Raw genomic sequence first — 16,308 nt, forward strand, 5'->3', positions numbered from 1 at the left:
CCTCAAGGGAGTCCGTGGAATGTGGGCTGCGCGACATTCCGTCCAGGCATGTGTCGTTCGAGCCCAGGTCGTCGCCGTCGGGTCACCGGTGGGCGGATCGTCTCTAGAGTGGTCTCGTGACGTCTTCTGAGACCACCGACACCGGGACCATCACCGAAGCCGCGGCTTCGGGCTGGCAACCCGACCATTTCCTCGATCGCTACGAGGTCCGCACGATCGACCTGGGCCCCGATCCCGACGGCGAGGACCCGATCACCGCAACCCTGATCCGACGCCCGCACGCCGCCGCAGACGCCCGGTACGGAGCGGTGCTCTACGTGCACGGGTTCACCGACTACTTCTTCCACGAGCCGCTGGCCGAGCACTTCGCCGAGCGTGGCCGTGCCTTCTATGCGATCGACCTGCGCAAGTGCGGACGGTCCCTGCAGGATCAGCACACCGCCCACTTCGCCACCGATCTGCGCTGCTACGACGAGGAACTCGGCAAGGCCGTCGACATCATCGTCGACGAGCTGGGGCCCGACACCCAGATCCTGGTGGCCGCCCACTCCACCGGCGGCCTGATCACCCCGCTGTGGCTGGACCGGCTGCGCCGTGACGACCCGGCCCGGCACGCCCACATCAGCGGTCTGTTGCTCAACAGCCCGTGGTTCGACCTGCAGGGCAAGCCCGTACTGCGAACCTTCCCGGTGTCGATGGCTCTCAAGGCCATTGCCTCGGTGAAGCCGAAAACTGTGATCCCGCAAGAACTCTCGTCCGCCTATGGCGAGAGCCTGCACCAGGACTCGCGGGGCGAGTGGAGCTATGACCTCACCCTCAAGCCGCTGGGCGGTTTCCCGGTGACCGTCGGCTTCCTCGATGCCGTCCGCACCGGACAGCGCCACCTGCATCATGGGATCGACGTCGGGGTGCCGTCGCTGGTGTTGCGCTCGGACAAGACCTACTTCTCCGGGAAGTACTCGGCCGCCGTCGACGTCGCCGATGCCGTGCTCGACGTCGGCCAGATCGCGCAGTGGAGTGGCTGTCTGGGCAATCGCGTGACCACGATCCCGGTCACCGATGCCCGCCACGATGTCTTCCTGTCGGTCGCCCATGCCCGCGAACATGCCTATCGCGAGGTCGACGCGTGGCTCGCCGCCACCGTCGACGCCGATGTGGATCAGGCCGACGTCAACGAAGCCGAGGAGAACTGAACCCATGACCACCCACACCGTCGATCTCGCGGTCATCGGCTCCGGTAGCGGCAACTCGCTGCCCGACGAGCGCTACGCCGACCGGTCGGTCGCGATCTTCGAGGAGGGCGTCTACGGCGGCACCTGCCTCAACGTCGGCTGTATCCCCACCAAGATGTTCGTCTACGCCGCGGAGGTGGCCGAGATCGCCGCCGACGGTGATCGGCTGGGTGTGCACTCGCACGTCGACGGCGCCGACTGGCCGTCGATCGTGTCGCGGGTGTTCGGCCGGATCGATCCGATCTCGGCGGGCGGCAAGCGATACCGCGTCGAAGACTGCGACAACATCACCGTCTTCGACACGCATGTCCGGTTGGATGGCCGGGATGCCGACGGCCGCTATCGACTGGTGACCGCCGATGACGTGATCCTCGCCGACGAGGTGGTGCTGGCCGCCGGGTCGCGCGCATCGGTTCCGGCGCCGATCGCCGACAGCAGGGTGCGCTACTACACCAATGTCGATGTGATGCGGCTGGAGACGCTGCCGCAGAAGATGATCATCCTGGGCAGCGGCTATATCGCCGCCGAGTTCGCCCACGTCTTCGGTGCACTCGGCACCGAGGTGTCGATCGTGGCGCGCGGCCCGCGGATGCTGCGCAAGCTCGACGACGACATCTCGCGCAGCTTCACCGAGATCGCCCAGAAGCGGTGGGACCTGCACATCGACACCCAGGTGGTGGGGGCGAGCGACCTGCCCGACGGCGGTGTGCGGGTGCAGTTCGCCGACGGTGAGCATCTCGACGCCGACGTCCTGCTGGTGGCCACCGGTCGCGAACCGAACGGCGACCGGCTGGGTCTGGAGACCATCGGATTGCAGCTGGCCGACGACGGCCGGGTGATCGTCGACGCCCACGGCCGCACGCAGGCCGAGAAGGTGTGGGCGCTCGGTGACGTGTCGTCGCCGTATCAGCTCAAGCACGTCGCCAACCATGAACTGCGCGTGGTGCAGGAGAACGTTCTGAAGGGCTGGGATGCAACCGATCTCGAGTCCTTCGATCATCGGTACGTGCCGGCCGCGGTGTTCACCCACCCGCAGATCGCCATGGTCGGGCTGACCGAGGAGCAGGCCCGCGCCACCGGGCGCGACATCACCGTCAAGGTGCAGGCCTACGGCGATGTCGCCTACGGCTGGGCGATGGAGGACAGCACCGGGTTCTGCAAGCTGATCGCCGAGCGCGGCACCGGCGAGCTACTCGGCGCCCACATCATGGGCCCCCAGGCGCCGACGGTGATCCAGCCGGTCATCCAGGCCATGTCGTTCGGGCTGCACGCCCAGCAGATGGCCCGCGGCCAGTACTGGATTCATCCGGCGATGCCCGAGGTCCTGGAGAACGCCCTACTCGGTCTGGACATCTGAGCAACTCCCCGACGTCGATCGAACAGGATCGCCTGTTGATGCTCGATCCGGGTGACCACCTCGGAGGTGGCCGGGTTGGCGAGCCCGGCCGCCGGAGGTTTCGACACGCCTCGTCGCTCCGCTCCTCACCGGCTCAACCACCAACGCTCCGTTGATCACTGGGCGAGGACTCCCCATTGCTGATTGAGCCGGGACCGAGCGAAGCGAGAACTCCCCCTCGATGATCGAGCCGGGACCGAGCGAAGCGAGAACTCCCCATTGCTGATTGAGCCGGGACCGAGCGAAGCGAGGACCCGAGTCGAAATCTCCGCAGCATTCGTTGGCGCGGTGACCACCTCAGAGGTGGCCGGGTTGGCGAGCCCGGCCGCCGTTTCGACACGCCTCGTCGCTCCGCTCCTCACCGGCTCAACCACCAACGCCCAGTGACTGATTGAGCGAGGAATCCACCTCGATGATCGAGCCGGGACCGAGCGAAGCGAGGACTCCCCATTGCTGATTGAGCCGGGACCGAGCGAAGCGAGGACCCGAGTCGAAATCTCCGCAGCATTCGCTGGCGCGGTGACCACCTCAGAGGCGGCCGGGTTGGCGAGCCCGGCCGCCGGAGGTTTCGACACGCCTCGTCGCTCCGCTCCTCATCGGCTCAATCACCAACGCCCAGTGGCCGATTGAGCGAGGAATCCACCTCGATGATTGAGCCGGGACCGAGCGAAGCGAGGACCCGAGTCGAAATCTCCGCAGCATCCGCAGGATGGCGACTACCTCCCACGGTAATCGGGTCCGGCTCAGAACACCGCCGAGCGGAGCGAGATCTCGCTGGCGAGTGCGGCGGCGGCGTTCTCGGGAACCCAGTGGTCGACGCCCTCGAGGACGCACAGGCGGAACTCCGAGTAGGCGTAGCGGCCACTGAACTCGGCCTGTTCGCGGCCGAGGACGCTGTCCTGATCGCCCCACACCATCGTCGTCGGGATCTCGACGGGTGCGCATGCCATGGTCTTGGCGATGTCACCGGTGAAGTTCGCGCGGTACCAGTTGAGGGCGGCGTCGAGCATGCCGGGCTCGGTCAGCGGTGTGATCTCGTCGGCGGTCACCCCGGCCCGTCGCAGCAGCACACCGTTACGGGCCAGCAGCTTCTCGGCCGCACCCTCGCCGACGAAATCCTTGATGTAGGAAGACTTCTCGCGCTGATCACCGACCTTCAGCGCATCTCGCGCGGCCGAGGGGTGACCGGCGCTGACCGCGACCAGACCGGTGAACCGGTGGGGGTGTCGTGCGGCGAGATGCCATGCCACCAGCGAGCCCCAGTCGTGACCGACGAGCAGCGCGTAGTGCACCTCGAGCGCGTCGAGCACCCCGATCACGTCGGACACCAGATTGTCGATCCGATAGTCGTCGACGGCCTCGGGCCGCGCACCCGGGCTGTAGCCGCGCTGGTCGACGGTGATGGTGCGCAGCCCGGACTCGTGCAGCCGCGGCACCACCTCGGCGTAGCACGAACTGTTCACCGGGAATCCATGCAACAGGATCACCCATGGACCGCGATCCGGTCCCCCGACCTCGACCTCGAAGGTCAATCCACCCACATCCACAGCACGCCGTTCCGTGTCCACGCGTCCAGCCTAGGTGATCGCCACCACGTCTGAACCGCTCGCCGACCGTCCACCGCCGACGGCCGACGACGTGTGACCGCTCAGCGCCGCCCGGAACGTAGGGCGTGGGTGATCTGGGGCAGGGCGGGGTCGGCACCGCCGACGATGATGTCGCACACCGCATCGAGGTCGACGGACTCGGCGACGAGGTCGGCGATCCGGTCGACCTGTGCCGCACGGACGGCGTCGAAGCGCAGGTCAGGGGCCGTGGCGAAGTCCGGTTTGCCGACGGCCACCGCCACCTCCCGCACAAAGGTGCGCCGGAAGTCGTCGGAGGCGAGCAGCCCGTGCCAGTGCGTGCCCATCACCGATCCGCGGCGGGCGCCCTCGTCGCCGTGAACATCGTCACGAATCCACGGCTGTTCCGCTGAGCGGACGACCCGGCCGTGGTGGATCTCGTATCCGCCGATCCGATGCTCGCCCGCGGCACCGATCGCACCGGAACCGGTGACCTGCCGCAGCACCTTGTCCGGGCGGAACACGATGTCGAGGTCGAGCAGTCCCAGCCCCGGCACCGGCCCGTCGTGGGCGGTGCCGATGCCCTCGACCGGGTCGTCGATGCTGCGGGCCAGCATCTGGAACCCGCCGCAGATCCCGAGGACCGGTCGTCGTGCAGCAGCTCGCTCGGCCACGGCTGCGTCGATGCCCCGCTCCCGCAACCACGCCAGGTCGGCCAGGGTGGCGCGGGTGCCGGGCAGCACGGCGAGATCGGCTGCGCGCACCGATGCGGGGTCGTCGACCCACATCACGTCGACGCCGGGTTCGCAGGCGAGGGCCTCGACGTCGGTGGAGTTGGAGATCCGCGGCAACCGGATCGCGGCCACCGACAGCCGCGGCCCCGACACCGGCACGACGTCGTGCGGCGGACCGACCCGTCGGCCGACCGGTGAGGCCAGCGAGTCCTCGGCGTCGATCCAGAGTTCGGTGTCGAAGGGCAGCACACCCAGGGTGCGCCGGCCGGTCAACGCCTGCAGCTCGTCGAGGCCGGGTTCGAGGATGCCGACGTCACCGCGGAACTTGTTGATCACATATCCGGCGATCCGGGCCTGGTCGGCGGCACCGAGGATCGCGGTGGTGCCGAACAGGTGTGCCAGCGAGCCGCCGCGGTCGATGTCGGTGACCAGCACCACGGGCAGATCCGCGGCCTGGGCGAGCCCGAGGTTCGCGATGTCGCCCGATCGCAGGTTGATCTCCGCGACCGATCCGGCCCCCTCACAGATGACGACGTCGAAATCGGCTCGCAGGGAGGCGAGTTCATCGGTGACGACGTCGAGCAGGTGGGCGCGTCGGGAGATGTAGTCACGGGCGCCGACGTCGCCCGCGGGCCGCCCGCGCACGATCACATGCGAGCGCCGGTCACCGCCCGGCTTGAGCAGCACCGGATTGAACCGGGTCGACGGTTCGAGGCCGCATGCATATGCCTGGAAGGCCTGCGCCCTCCCGATCTCCCCGCCGTCGGGGGTGACCACCGAGTTGTTGGACATGTTCTGGGCCTTGAACGGCGCCACCCGCACACCCTGCCGGACCAGCGCCCGGCACAGACCCGCGACCACAAGGCTCTTTCCCGCATCGGAGCTGGTACCACCGACCAGCAATGCACCCCGGATACCGCTCACCACGGTCAGGGTAGACGCGCCGCGACGACCCGCCCGGTGTCGGGTATTCGAAGCACGCGGGCGCGGTGCGAGGCGGCGTGAGCGCGTCGACCCGATAGTGTGGGCCGCGAATCATCCGGGCCTGGCGGTGTCGCCGGTCCGGGAGTCCTGGGAGGGGGCCGGACCATCGTGTCATCGCTCGAACCCGGTTCGGTCTTCGCCGGATACCGGGTCATCGGTCTGCTCGGTGCCGGCGGCATGGGGCAGGTGTATCTGGTCGAACATCCCGCACTCGGCCGGCGTGAGGCGCTCAAGATCGTCTCGCCGACCGGGGACGCCGACTTCGGTGAACGCTTCACCAACGAGGCGCGTACCGCGGCATCGCTGGATCATCCCGGCATCGTCACGGTCTACGCCTACGGCGTCGAGAACGGGTCGGCCTGGTTCACCATGCGCTATCTCGACGGCGCCGACCTGGGCGGTTCGGGGGCGCTGCCACCCAAGGACGTCGACCACATCGTGACGCGTGCGGCCGAGGCCCTCGACTATGCCCACGGCCGGCGCGTCATCCACCGCGACATCAAACCGGCGAACATCGTCATCACCCGTGACGAGCAGGGCCATCCGGATCGGGTGACGGTGCTCGACTTCGGGATCGCCCGGCTGATCGACGCCCCCAAGATGACCGCCACCAATGCCTTCATCGGCACCCTCACCTACGCCGCACCCGAGACGCTGTCGGGGGCGCCGGCGGGCCCCGCGTCGGATCAGTATGCGTTGGCGTGCACCGCTTTCGAACTACTCACCGGAACCGCCCCCTTCCGCGGTGACACCCCGGGGGCACTGATCACCGGGCACGTGACCGGTCCGGTCCCGCGGATCGGTGAACGCGCCCCGATGCTCGCCGGCCTCGACCCGGTGTTCGTCCGGGCGCTCGCCAAGAATCCCGCGGATCGGTTCGGTTCCTGCCGCGAGTTCGCCGCCGCACTCGGCGCCGCATCGGCGGGTCTGCCGCCGGTGGCCGCGACCGCGGTCGGTGGCCCGTCCGGCCCACGCGGCACCCAGACCTTCACCCCGCCACCGATCCAGGGCATCCCACCGGCGCAGGGGCTCCCACCCGTCCAGGCGATCCCCCCGGTGCAGTCGGTCCCGCCCGGGGCACCGCTCTCATCGACGCCGGGCATGGCGCCGTACCCGGGGACCGTCCGTCCGGCGTGGCAGACCCCGCCACCCCACCAGCCGTATGGGCCACCGTCCGGGCCGACACCACCGACCGGGGGGTCGAAGAACCGGACCGGGCTGATCGTCGGCGCCGTCGCGGGCGTGTTGGTACTGCTGGCCGCGATCACCGGGATCGCGGTGTGGGCGGCTAACTCCGGCGGTTCGGACACCCACGCCGACGACACCACCGTCGTCGATCCGTCGACCTCCGGCGCGCCCACGTCCGGCGCCCCCACGGATTCCACCACGGTCGCCGCAGGCGAGTGGGCGTCGATCGCCACCGACGGGCAGTCCTCCTGCGCGCTACGGGACGGGTCGGTGTACTGCTGGGGCAGCAACGACCGCGGGACCCTCGGCGACGGCACCACCACCAGCCACTCCACGCCCACCCGGATCCCCGGGTTGTCGGATGTGACGGCCATCGCCATGGGCGGGCTCGGTTCGGCGTGTGCGATCAGCGACGGCGACGTCTTCTGCTGGGGCGCCAACCTCGTCGGCGGTGCGCCGTCGGAGTACCACTCGCCCACCCGCGTCGACGGGGTGACCGATGCCTCGGCGATCAGCGTCGGGCTGGCGACCTGTGCGATCAGCAACGGCGACCTCTACTGCTGGGGCAACAACGTCTACGGGCAGACCGGTGACCCGGCTGCCACGGGATTTCAGAAGACCCCCACCAAGGTCTCCGGGCTCAGCGATGTCCGGGCGGTGAGCGCCAACACCAACAACACCTGCGCGGTGACCGGTGACGGTGCCGCCTGGTGCTGGGGCAAGAACGATCAGGGTCAGGTCGGTGACGGCACCACCACGGTCCGCAAGACCCCCACCCGGGTGTCCGGGCTGACCGGTGTCTCCGCGATCGACACCGGCCTGGACTCGATGTGTGCGATCGCCGACGGCACCCCGTGGTGCTGGGGCAACAACGGTAGCGGTCAGCTCGGCAACGGCACCGAGCAGTCGAGCAGCACCCCGGTGCGCGTCGGCGGGGTGAGCGGTGCACGAGCGATCGCCACGGTGATCTCCGGGGCATGCGCGTCGACCGGTGCCGGCGACGTGTGGTGCTGGGGATCGCGCAGCAGCGCGTCGAACCACACCGCGGCGCAGGTCAGCGGGATCCGCGGGGTCACCGACCTCACGTCCGGCTCGGTGAACCTGTGTGCGGTGGGATCGTCCCAGCTGTACTGCTGGGGTCTCAACAGTCAGGGCCAGCTGGGCGACGGCAGCACCGACTCCAGCATCAACGAGCCGGTGCGGGTCCGGGAACCGGCGTGAGCGCGGGTGGTTCGGCCCCGCCCGCTCAGGCGTCGGGCAGGGTGAGGATCTCCACGCCGCTGTCGGTGACGACGATGGTGTGCTCGAACTGTGCGGTCCAGCGGCGGTCGGCGGTCACCACTGTCCAGCCGTCGTCCCACATCTCCCAGGGCAGTCCGCCGAGGTTGATCATCGGCTCGATGGTGAAGACCATGCCGGGTTCGATCACGGTCTCGACGTTGGGCTGGTCGTAGTGCAGCACGATCAGCCCGTTGTGGAAGGTCTCCCCGATCCCGTGGCCGGTGAAGTCGCGGACCACGGTGTAGCCGAAGCGATTGGCGTAGGACTCGATGACGCGGCCGACGACGTTGAGTTCGCGGCCCGGCTTGACCGCCTTGATCGCACGTTCGGTGGCGATTCGGGTGCGCTCGACGAGCTCGCGGGCCTCCTCGGACACCTCCCCGGCCAGGAAGGTCGCGTTGGTGTCGCCGTGCGCGCCGTCGATGTAGGCGGTGACGTCGATGTTGACGATGTCCCCGTCGGCGATCACCGTCGAATCCGGGATGCCGTGGCAGATCACCTCGTTGAGCGAGGTGCAGCACGACTTGGGAAAGTCCTTGTAGCCCAAGGTCGACGGGTAGGCGCCGTGGTCGATCATGTACTCGTGGGCGATCCGGTCGAGCTCGTCGGTGGTGACGCCCGGGGCGACCGCCTTGCCGGCCTCGGCCAGCGCATTCGCGGCGATCTTGCTCGCCACCCGGACCTTCTCGATCACCTCGGGGGTCTGCACCCACGGCTCGTGCCCCTCGTTGACGGTGGGCTTCCACGCGTACTCGGGACGTTCGATCGCGTCGGGCACCTCACGGATGGGCGAGAGCTTGCCGGGTTTCAGTGGAGCGCGAACTGTCATGCGAACCAGCTTAGGGGCCGGGCCCGACGCCGGGTGTGGGTGTCGCCGGGTGCGGGAGTCGGCGTGCGGTGTGATCGAGGCCGCCATGTGGGCGCGGCGGGGCCGGAGGGAACGCAGGCACCCGATCGACCAAGGATAGACTAAGCAACATTCCCAGGGGCGCGTCCGATCCCGCGGCGTCACCCCAGACGAGCGGAGGTTCCCCAAGTGCGTCGGCGCAACCGGTTGACGATGTGCCTGTTCGCGGCGCTGACCACAGCGATGATCCTGGTGGTCACCGGCTGCAGCACGGCTCCGATCGAATCCTCCGGTGAGTCGGTCGATGCCTCTGCCACCCTGCGATCGGGTCCGCAGACCGCCGGTCTGCCCTCCGCCGACGTCGTTCCGGTGACCACCGACCCGCAGGTCACCCTGCCGGTGACGGTGCCGTCGGTCGGGCACGGCACCACCACGGTCAGCGACGTCAGCCGGATCATCGCGATCGACCGCAACGCGACGTTGTCGAACATCGTGTTCTCGCTCGGGTTGGGCGGCAAGGTGGTCGGCCGTGACACCTCCACCGTGTTCCCGGCCGCCGCGAACCTGCCGCTGGTGTCCAACACCGGCCATCAGCTCAACGCCGAGAAGGTCCTGAAGCTGAACCCGTCGGTCGTCCTGGTCACCGAGGGCACCACCCCGAGTCAGGCGGTCGACCAGCTGCGCAACTCCGGGATCCCGGTGGTGGAGTTCACCTCCGAGCGCACCGTGGCCTCCACCCCCACCCTGATCCGGTCGGTGGCCGCCGCACTCGGTGTGGTCCCGGCCGGCGAGCAGCTCGTCGCGCGGACGCAATCGCAGATCGACGCGGCCAAGCGGGCCGTCCCGGACCCGTCGGGCAATCCCCGCATGGCCTTCCTCTACATCCGCGGGCCGCGCCTGGTCCTGATCGCCGGACCCGATTCCGGTGCCGACGATCTGATCGCGAACCTCGGTGGTGTCGACGCCGGCACCGCGAGCGGCTTCACCTCGGCGTTCACCGCCGTCACCGCGGAGAAACTGTTGCAGGCCAACCCGCAGGTCATCCTGGTGATGACGCAGGGCGCCGAGTCGGTGGGCGGCCTCGACGGCGTGCTCGCCCTGCCCGGCGTGGAGGCCACCGACGCCGGCCGCGCCCGGCGCGTCGTGCAGATGGACGAGACCGAGGTGCTGTCCTTCGGACCGGATGTCGGCCAGGTGCTCGACGCGCTGGCGAAGGCCATCTACGTATGAGCACCGCCCCCACCACGACATCCGGCACGTCCCGGGCAGCGCGCCCGGAAGGGCGGGTGTCCGGGCCGATCGTGATCGTGGTCCTGCTGGTCGTGACCGCGGTGGTCGCCCTGTTCTCGGCGACGATCGGTCAGATCTCCATCCCGCCGATGGAGGTGCTGGGCAGCATCGCCCACCATTGGGGTCTCGACATCGGGTCACTGCCGATCCATCCGCAGGGTGAGCACACGCTGTGGGTGGTGCGCTTCCCCCGGATCGTGCTGGGGCTGGTCGTCGGTGCCGCCCTCGGTGCCGCCGGCTGTCTGATGCAGGGGGTGCTGGCCAATCCGCTCGCCGAACCCGGCGTGGTGGGTGTCTCCTCGGGTGCCGCGGTGGGTGCCTGCGCGATGATCGTGATCGGCGGTGTCGGCGTCAACGACTGGGCGATGGCGGGCGCGGCCTTCCTCGCGGCCCTGTTGACCACCGCCGGTGTCTACGTCCTGTCGCTGCGTGACGGTGCGTCGTCGCCGATCATGTTGGTGCTCACCGGTATCGCCGTCAACGCCTTCGCCCTCGGCATCATCTCGTATCTGACGTTCGTGGCCACCACCGCGGCCCGCGAGCAGATCGTGTTCTGGCAGCTCGGTTCGCTGGCCGGGGCGTCGTGGACGGCGGTGTGGGTGTCGTTGCCGCTGGCCGTGGCCGGGATCGCCGCCGCCATGGCGGTGGTCCACAAACTCGACCTGCTGGCGCTCGGTGAGATCCAGGCCGCCTCCCTCGGGGTGAAGGTGGAGGTGGTGCGGCGGCAGGCGATCGTGCTGGTCGCGATCCTGACCGCGGCAGCCGTCGCGTTCACCGGCATCATCGCCTTCGTCGGCCTGGTCGTGCCGCATGTGATGCGACTCATCGTCGGGCCCCGGCATGCGGTGTTGTTGCCCGCCAGCGTGATCGGTGGCGCATTGGTGCTGGCCGCCGCAGATCTGGCCTCGCGCACCGTTCTCGGCGGCGCCGACCTGCCGCTCGGCGTGTTCACCTCGCTGGTCGGCGGCCCGGTGTTCTTCATCCTGTTGCGCCGCAACCGCAATGCGGGGGCGGGATTCTGACGTGGCCGATTCCGTGAACTCCGCCGACTCCACCGACCGGGATGTCCCCAGCAACGCAGACCCGAACAACGGCGTCCACGACGGCCCTGCCGATCTCGCCTCGCTCGTCCCGGCGTTGCGGACACCCGATCCGTCGGCCGGGATCGTCGGCGAACACATCGAGGTGGCCTTCGGTGACCACACGATCCTCGCCGGGGTCGATCTCGACGTCCGTCCGGGTGAGCTCGTCGCCCTGGTGGGCCCCAACGGTTGTGGCAAGTCGACGTTGCTGTCGGTGTTGTCGGGGATGCGCAAGCCGCGCGCGGGCCGGGTCCTGCTCGACGGCACCGACATCGCGCACACGCATGAACGCGACCGGGCGAAGCTGCGTTCTCTGGTCACCCAGCACAATCGGGTGGACACGCCGTTCACCGTCGGCGAGGTGGTCTCGATGGGCCGCTACCCGTGGCTGCGGACCCCGCAGGCCGTCGATTCCCCACGGATGATCGCCGAGGCGATCGACCGCTGCGACCTGTCGGGGATCGTCAACCGGCCGTTCCCGCACCTGTCCGGCGGTCAGCAGGCACGGGTGTCGCTGGCCCGGGCACTGGCGCAGAACACACCGATCATGATGCTCGACGAGCCGACCGCAGCCCTCGACATCCGCCATCAGGAGCAGGTGTTGCAGGTACTCACCGAGCATCGGCGGTCCGGGGCGACGATCTTGTTGGTGGTGCACGATCTGACGCTCGCGGCGGCCTACGCCGACCGGGTGGCGTTGATGAAGGACGGTCACATCGTCGCCTACGGCAAGACCCGCGAGGTGATGACCGAGACCCTGTTGGCCTACATCTACGACCATCCGGTGGACATCTTCGAGCGCGACGGCCGCCTGATCGTACTGCCGCAACGCGCGTCCTGACGGCTCCCTCATCGACTCGAGACCGCCAACGGCCCGTTGCCGATCGAGCGAGGACTCCCCCGATGATTGAGCGGGGCCGTCTTTCGATGATTGAGCCGGTCATCCGTCGATGATTGAGCCGGGACCGAGCGAAGCGAGGACCCGTGTCGAAATCTCCGCAGCATCCGCACAGTGGCGACCACCTCAGAAGTGGCCGGGTCGGCGAGCCCGGCCACCGGAGGTTTCGACACGCCTCGTCGCTACGCTCCTCATCGGCTCAACCACCAACCGCCAGTGGCCGATTGAGCGAGGACTCCCCCGATGATTGAGCGGGGTCACCCCATTGCTGATTGAGCCGGGACCGAGCGAAGCGAGGACCCGAGTCGAAATCCGGCGAGCAGACAATGTCCACAACCCATCACCCCACTACTGCGCTCAACCACCAACCGCCAGTGGCCGATTGAGCGACGACTCCGCATTGCTGATTGAGCCGGGACCGAGCGAAGCGAGGACCCGTGTCGAAATCTCCGCAGCATCCGCACAGTGGCGACCACCTCAGAAGTGGCCAGGTCGGCGACCCCGGCCACCGGAGGTTTCGACACGCCTCGTCGCTACGCTCCTCATCGGCTCAACCACCAACCGCCAGTAGCCGATTGAGCGAGGACTCCCCATTGCTGATTGAGCGGGGTCGCCCTTCGATGATTGAGCCGGGACCGAGCGCAGCGAGGACCCGAGTCGAAATCCGGCGAGCAGACAATGTCCACAACCCATCACCCCACTACTGCGCTCAACCACCAACCGCCAGTAGCCGATTGAACGTCGACTCCCCCTCGATGATTGAGCCGGGACCGAGCGAAGCGAGGACCCGAGTCGAAATCCGGCGAGCAGACAATGTCCACAACCCATCACCCCACTACTGCGCTCAACCACCAACCGCCAGTAGCCGATTGAACGTCGACTCCCCCTCGATGATTGAGCCGGGACCGAGCGAAGCGAGGACCCGAGTCGAAATCCGGCGAGCGGACAATGTCGGCAACCACCTCAGAAGTGGTCACGCCGATCGAGCAGGACTGTGTCAGAACCCTGCGGGCAGGAAGTTGAGGAAGTCGTTCGTGACACCGACAGCATTGTCCGACGACCCGCCGCGCACCACCAATGTCGCGAAGGCCAGGTCACCGCGGTAGCCGGCGAACCAGGCGTGGGAACCGCCGTCGAACTCGGCCTCACCGGTCTTGCCGTACACCTCACCCTGTCCTGCGATACGCGTCGCGGTACCGGTGGTGACCACCTCCCGCATCATCGGCCGCAGCTCCCCCACCACGTTGGGTTCGAGTGTCGTCGTCGGGCCCTCGATCTTGGTCTCACGGCCCAGGATCAGTTGCGGTACGGGGAGCTTCCCGTTGTTGGCGACGGTCGCCGCGACCAGCGCCATCCCGAACGGACTGGCCAGGTCCTTGCCCTGCCCGAAGCCGTCCTCGGTGCGCGCCACCAGATCACTCTCGATCGGCACCGAGCCGGTCGCGGTGGTCAGCCCGGGGATGTCGTAGGTCTGGCCGAGACCCATCGCGGTGGCCGCATGTGCCAGATCCGACGGTCCCATCTCGCTGGCGAGTTTGGCGAAGGTGGTGTTGCACGACTGCGCGAAGGCCCGCTGCAACGTGACCGCACCGAGCGAGAAGTTGTCGTAGTTCGGGATGGTGCGCGGGCCGATGGTGATCTCGCCGGGGCAGCCGACGATGGTGTCGGGGGTGGCCATGTCGCGGTTGAACGCCGCCGCGGAGGTGACCATCTTGAAGGTCGAGCCGGGCGGGTACAGACCGGTGGTGGCGATCGGCCCCTGCCGATCGGCCGCCGGGTTCTGGGCCACCGCGAGGATCTTCCCGGTGGACGGCTGGATCACCACCATCGCTATCTGGAAGGCGTTGGTGGCGTTGACCGCCCGCTGCGCGGCGTTCTGCACCGACCGGGACAGGCTCAGCGTGATCGCCGGGGCCGGCTCGGCGGCGTTGTCGACGAGGACGTCGGCGTCGAGCCCGTTGGGGTTGACGGTGACCACCTTCCAGCCGACCCGTCCGTCCACCTCCGACTCGACGACCTGTTTGACGCCGCTCAGCAGCGCCGGGGCGAAGTTCGGGTTCTTGGTGACGAGTTCGACCTGTTCGTTGTGCACCACCCCCGGGATCGCGAGCTGATCGCGCAGCCGGTCGAACTCTGCTTCGGACAGCCGGGTGATCGGATAGGTGCCGTCCGACGCGGTGGATTCCTCGGCGATGCGCTGGACGTCGAGATCGGGTTGGATCGGGCCCAGCACGGTGACCAGGCGGTTGAGCGAGTCGATGACCGACCCGGCCGCCGCGGCGGCCTCGGCATCGAAGGCGATGCCGATGACGGTGCCGTCGACCATCACCGCCGACCCGTCGGACTCGTTGACCTGGGCACGCGGGGGTTCGGTGATGCGCAGCGAAAGGCGTTGATCGGCACCGAGTTTCGGATTGATGTCGGTGGAGCTCCAACGCACGCGCCAGCCGTCGGCGTCGGAGCGGATCGCCTTGACGGTGGCACCGTACTCCCAGTTCCGCGACCTGGGCAGATCCCAGCGGTAGGTGACCGCGACCTCCGCGGTGTCCTGGTCGATGGTGGTGCGCCCGGACCTGCCGGACACGCCGGTGGCGGCCAGCCCGTCCCACGCCGACCGCAGGCCCGCACCGGCGGCCGACGGGTTGTCGGTGAGTGCGGCGGCCGCATCGAAATCACCTGTGCCGAAGGCGGTCAGGAAGGCGTCGACGGCATCACGCGGACCGTTGTCGGTCTCCGAGCACGCGGTCACCAGACCCAGCGTCAGCGCAGCACTGATCAGCACGGCGGCCAGGGCGGCCAGTCGGGGTCTGCGTTGCTCCATCGGTTGCCGATCCTAGGGTCCCGACGACCCCGACGGCGGGAGCCACGCGGTGTGCACACCGAACCCACAGCCGAGCCGACCGAATCGCCTCGGCGTCGGCGGCTCCTGGCCGGGCTCAGTCGATCAGGATGGTGGCGAACGTCCCCACCTGGGTGAACCCGATCCGCTCATAGGCGGCGCGGGCCGGCAGGTTGAAGCTGTTCACATACAGGCTCGGCACCCGCCCCCGCGCGGCGATCGCCGATGCGACCGCGGCGGTCCCCGCGGCGCCGAGTCCTCGGCCCCGCATGCACGGATCCACCCAGACGCCCTGGATCTGGCCGACCGCCCGCGACATCGATCCCACCTCGGCCTTGAACACCACCTGGCCGTCCTCGAATCGGGCGAAGACGCGGCGCGCGGCGATCAGGGAGGCGAGTCGGCGGCGGTAGGACCGTCCGCCGTCACCGGCGCAGGGGTCCACGCCGACCTCACCGATGAACATGTCCACCGCGGCGGGCAGATAGGTGTCGAGGTCGTCGAGGGTCACCAGCCGGACCTGCGGGTCGGGTTCGACGAGTGGCTCCCCCGACAACGCCATCAACGGCTGCACCGGACGGATCTCGCGTGCCGGACCCCAGTCGGCGTCGACGCGTTCCCACAGCGACATGGCCAGCCCGGACTCCCCGACGATCGACGAGCAGATGCGGGCGTTGGCGACCGCACGATCGGCGAAGTGGGAGAGGTCGTCGGGCGAACCGCGCAGCGGGATCATGTTGGCGCCGGAGAAGCACAGCGAGCGCTCCGGGTCGGAGGCCGACCACAGTTCGCCACCGAGCAGCCGCGGCTCGATCCCGTGGGATTCGAACCGCGCGGCCACCATACACATCGACACCGGGTCGGAGTTCAGGACGCGACTGACCGCGGGCGCGTCACGCGCACCGAGCGGTTTGTCGCCCAGCAGCCTCAGCACCGCGTCACTCCTCTCGTGCCCGGAGTCCCCGTCTGCCC

The 16,308-nt window shown here is 68.7% G+C and carries 11 protein-coding genes; 6 read left to right on the plus strand and 5 right to left on the minus strand.

Going from position 1 to position 16,308, the window contains the following annotated elements; genetic code table 11:
* Nucleotides 1-149 precede the first annotated feature (149 nt).
* Both Q9K23_RS02530 and Q9K23_RS02535 read left to right on the plus strand, forming a co-directional pair.
* Nucleotides 150-1,193, plus strand: a complete 1,044-nt coding sequence (locus Q9K23_RS02530) for an alpha/beta hydrolase (protein WP_053776515.1) — start codon at nt 150-152, stop codon at nt 1,191-1,193.
* 4 nt (nt 1,194-1,197) lie between these two features.
* The gene (locus tag Q9K23_RS02535; RefSeq protein ID WP_020791537.1) at nt 1,198-2,589 is read left to right on the plus strand and encodes a mycothione reductase; all 1,392 of its coding nucleotides are present in this window, start codon (nt 1,198-1,200) and stop codon (nt 2,587-2,589) included.
* Between the two features lie 782 nt (nt 2,590-3,371).
* Here the strand turns inward: Q9K23_RS02535 and Q9K23_RS02540 are convergent.
* On the minus strand, nt 3,372-4,175 hold the full coding sequence (locus Q9K23_RS02540) for an alpha/beta hydrolase (RefSeq protein ID WP_020794463.1): 804 nt from the start codon (nt 4,173-4,175) through the stop codon (nt 3,372-3,374).
* Between the two features lie 101 nt (nt 4,176-4,276).
* Nucleotides 4,277-5,851, minus strand: a complete 1,575-nt coding sequence (locus Q9K23_RS02545; RefSeq protein WP_152972609.1) for a cobyric acid synthase — start codon at nt 5,849-5,851, stop codon at nt 4,277-4,279.
* A 168-nt stretch (nt 5,852-6,019) separates the two neighbouring features.
* On the opposite strand from Q9K23_RS02545, the gene Q9K23_RS02550 reads away from it, so the two are divergent.
* The gene (locus Q9K23_RS02550) at nt 6,020-8,320 is read left to right on the plus strand and encodes a protein kinase (protein WP_053776394.1); all 2,301 of its coding nucleotides are present in this window, start codon (nt 6,020-6,022) and stop codon (nt 8,318-8,320) included.
* Between the two features lie 25 nt (nt 8,321-8,345).
* Here Q9K23_RS02550 and map read toward each other — a convergent pair whose 3' ends face one another.
* Nucleotides 8,346-9,209 carry a type I methionyl aminopeptidase gene (gene map, locus Q9K23_RS02555; protein WP_053776393.1) on the minus strand — a complete coding sequence of 288 codons (864 nt, stop codon included), beginning with the start codon at nt 9,207-9,209 and terminating at the stop codon, nt 8,346-8,348.
* A 231-nt stretch (nt 9,210-9,440) separates the two neighbouring features.
* Here map and Q9K23_RS02560 point away from each other — a divergent pair, with 231 nt between their 5' ends.
* From Q9K23_RS02560 to Q9K23_RS02570, 3 genes are all read left to right on the plus strand, one after another.
* Entirely contained in the window at nt 9,441-10,457 is a 1,017-nt protein-coding gene (locus Q9K23_RS02560; RefSeq protein WP_082365724.1) for an ABC transporter substrate-binding protein, read from the plus strand.
* On the plus strand, nt 10,454-11,539 hold the full coding sequence (locus Q9K23_RS02565) for an iron ABC transporter permease (protein WP_053776391.1): 1,086 nt from the start codon (nt 10,454-10,456) through the stop codon (nt 11,537-11,539). Before Q9K23_RS02560 ends, Q9K23_RS02565 begins: the two co-directional genes overlap by 4 nt.
* Before the next feature lie 142 nt (nt 11,540-11,681).
* Complete coding sequence (locus tag Q9K23_RS02570; protein WP_261977724.1) at nt 11,682-12,440, plus strand: heme ABC transporter ATP-binding protein; 759 nt, start codon at nt 11,682-11,684, stop codon at nt 12,438-12,440.
* Between the two features lie 1,054 nt (nt 12,441-13,494).
* Here the strand turns inward: Q9K23_RS02570 and Q9K23_RS02575 are convergent.
* A complete protein-coding gene (locus Q9K23_RS02575) occupies nt 13,495-15,318 on the minus strand; it encodes a penicillin-binding transpeptidase domain-containing protein (protein WP_053776390.1) in 1,824 nt (607 codons plus the stop codon).
* A gap of 115 nt (nt 15,319-15,433) precedes the next feature.
* On the minus strand, nt 15,434-16,270 hold the full coding sequence (locus Q9K23_RS02580) for a GNAT family N-acetyltransferase (protein WP_053776389.1): 837 nt from the start codon (nt 16,268-16,270) through the stop codon (nt 15,434-15,436).
* Between the last annotated feature and the right edge of the window lie 38 nt (nt 16,271-16,308).

The sequence above is a fragment of the Gordonia sp. NB41Y genome (assembly GCF_030718915.1).
GTDB classification, from domain to species: Bacteria; Actinomycetota; Actinomycetes; order Mycobacteriales; family Mycobacteriaceae; genus Gordonia; species Gordonia desulfuricans.

Excerpts from the sequence above, each read along its gene's own strand:
- Q9K23_RS02535 (WP_020791537.1), top strand. The coding sequence starts at position 1,198 with ATGACCACCCACACCGTCGATCTCGCGGTCATCGGCTCCGGTAGCGGC.
- Q9K23_RS02565 (WP_053776391.1), top strand. The coding sequence starts at position 10,454 with ATGAGCACCGCCCCCACCACGACATCCGGCACGTCCCGGGCAGCGCGC.
- map (WP_053776393.1), bottom strand. The coding sequence starts at position 9,209 with ATGACAGTTCGCGCTCCACTGAAACCCGGCAAGCTCTCGCCCATCCGT.
- Q9K23_RS02575 (WP_053776390.1), bottom strand. The coding sequence starts at position 15,318 with ATGGAGCAACGCAGACCCCGACTGGCCGCCCTGGCCGCCGTGCTGATC.
- Q9K23_RS02560 (WP_082365724.1), top strand. The coding sequence starts at position 9,441 with ATGTGCCTGTTCGCGGCGCTGACCACAGCGATGATCCTGGTGGTCACC.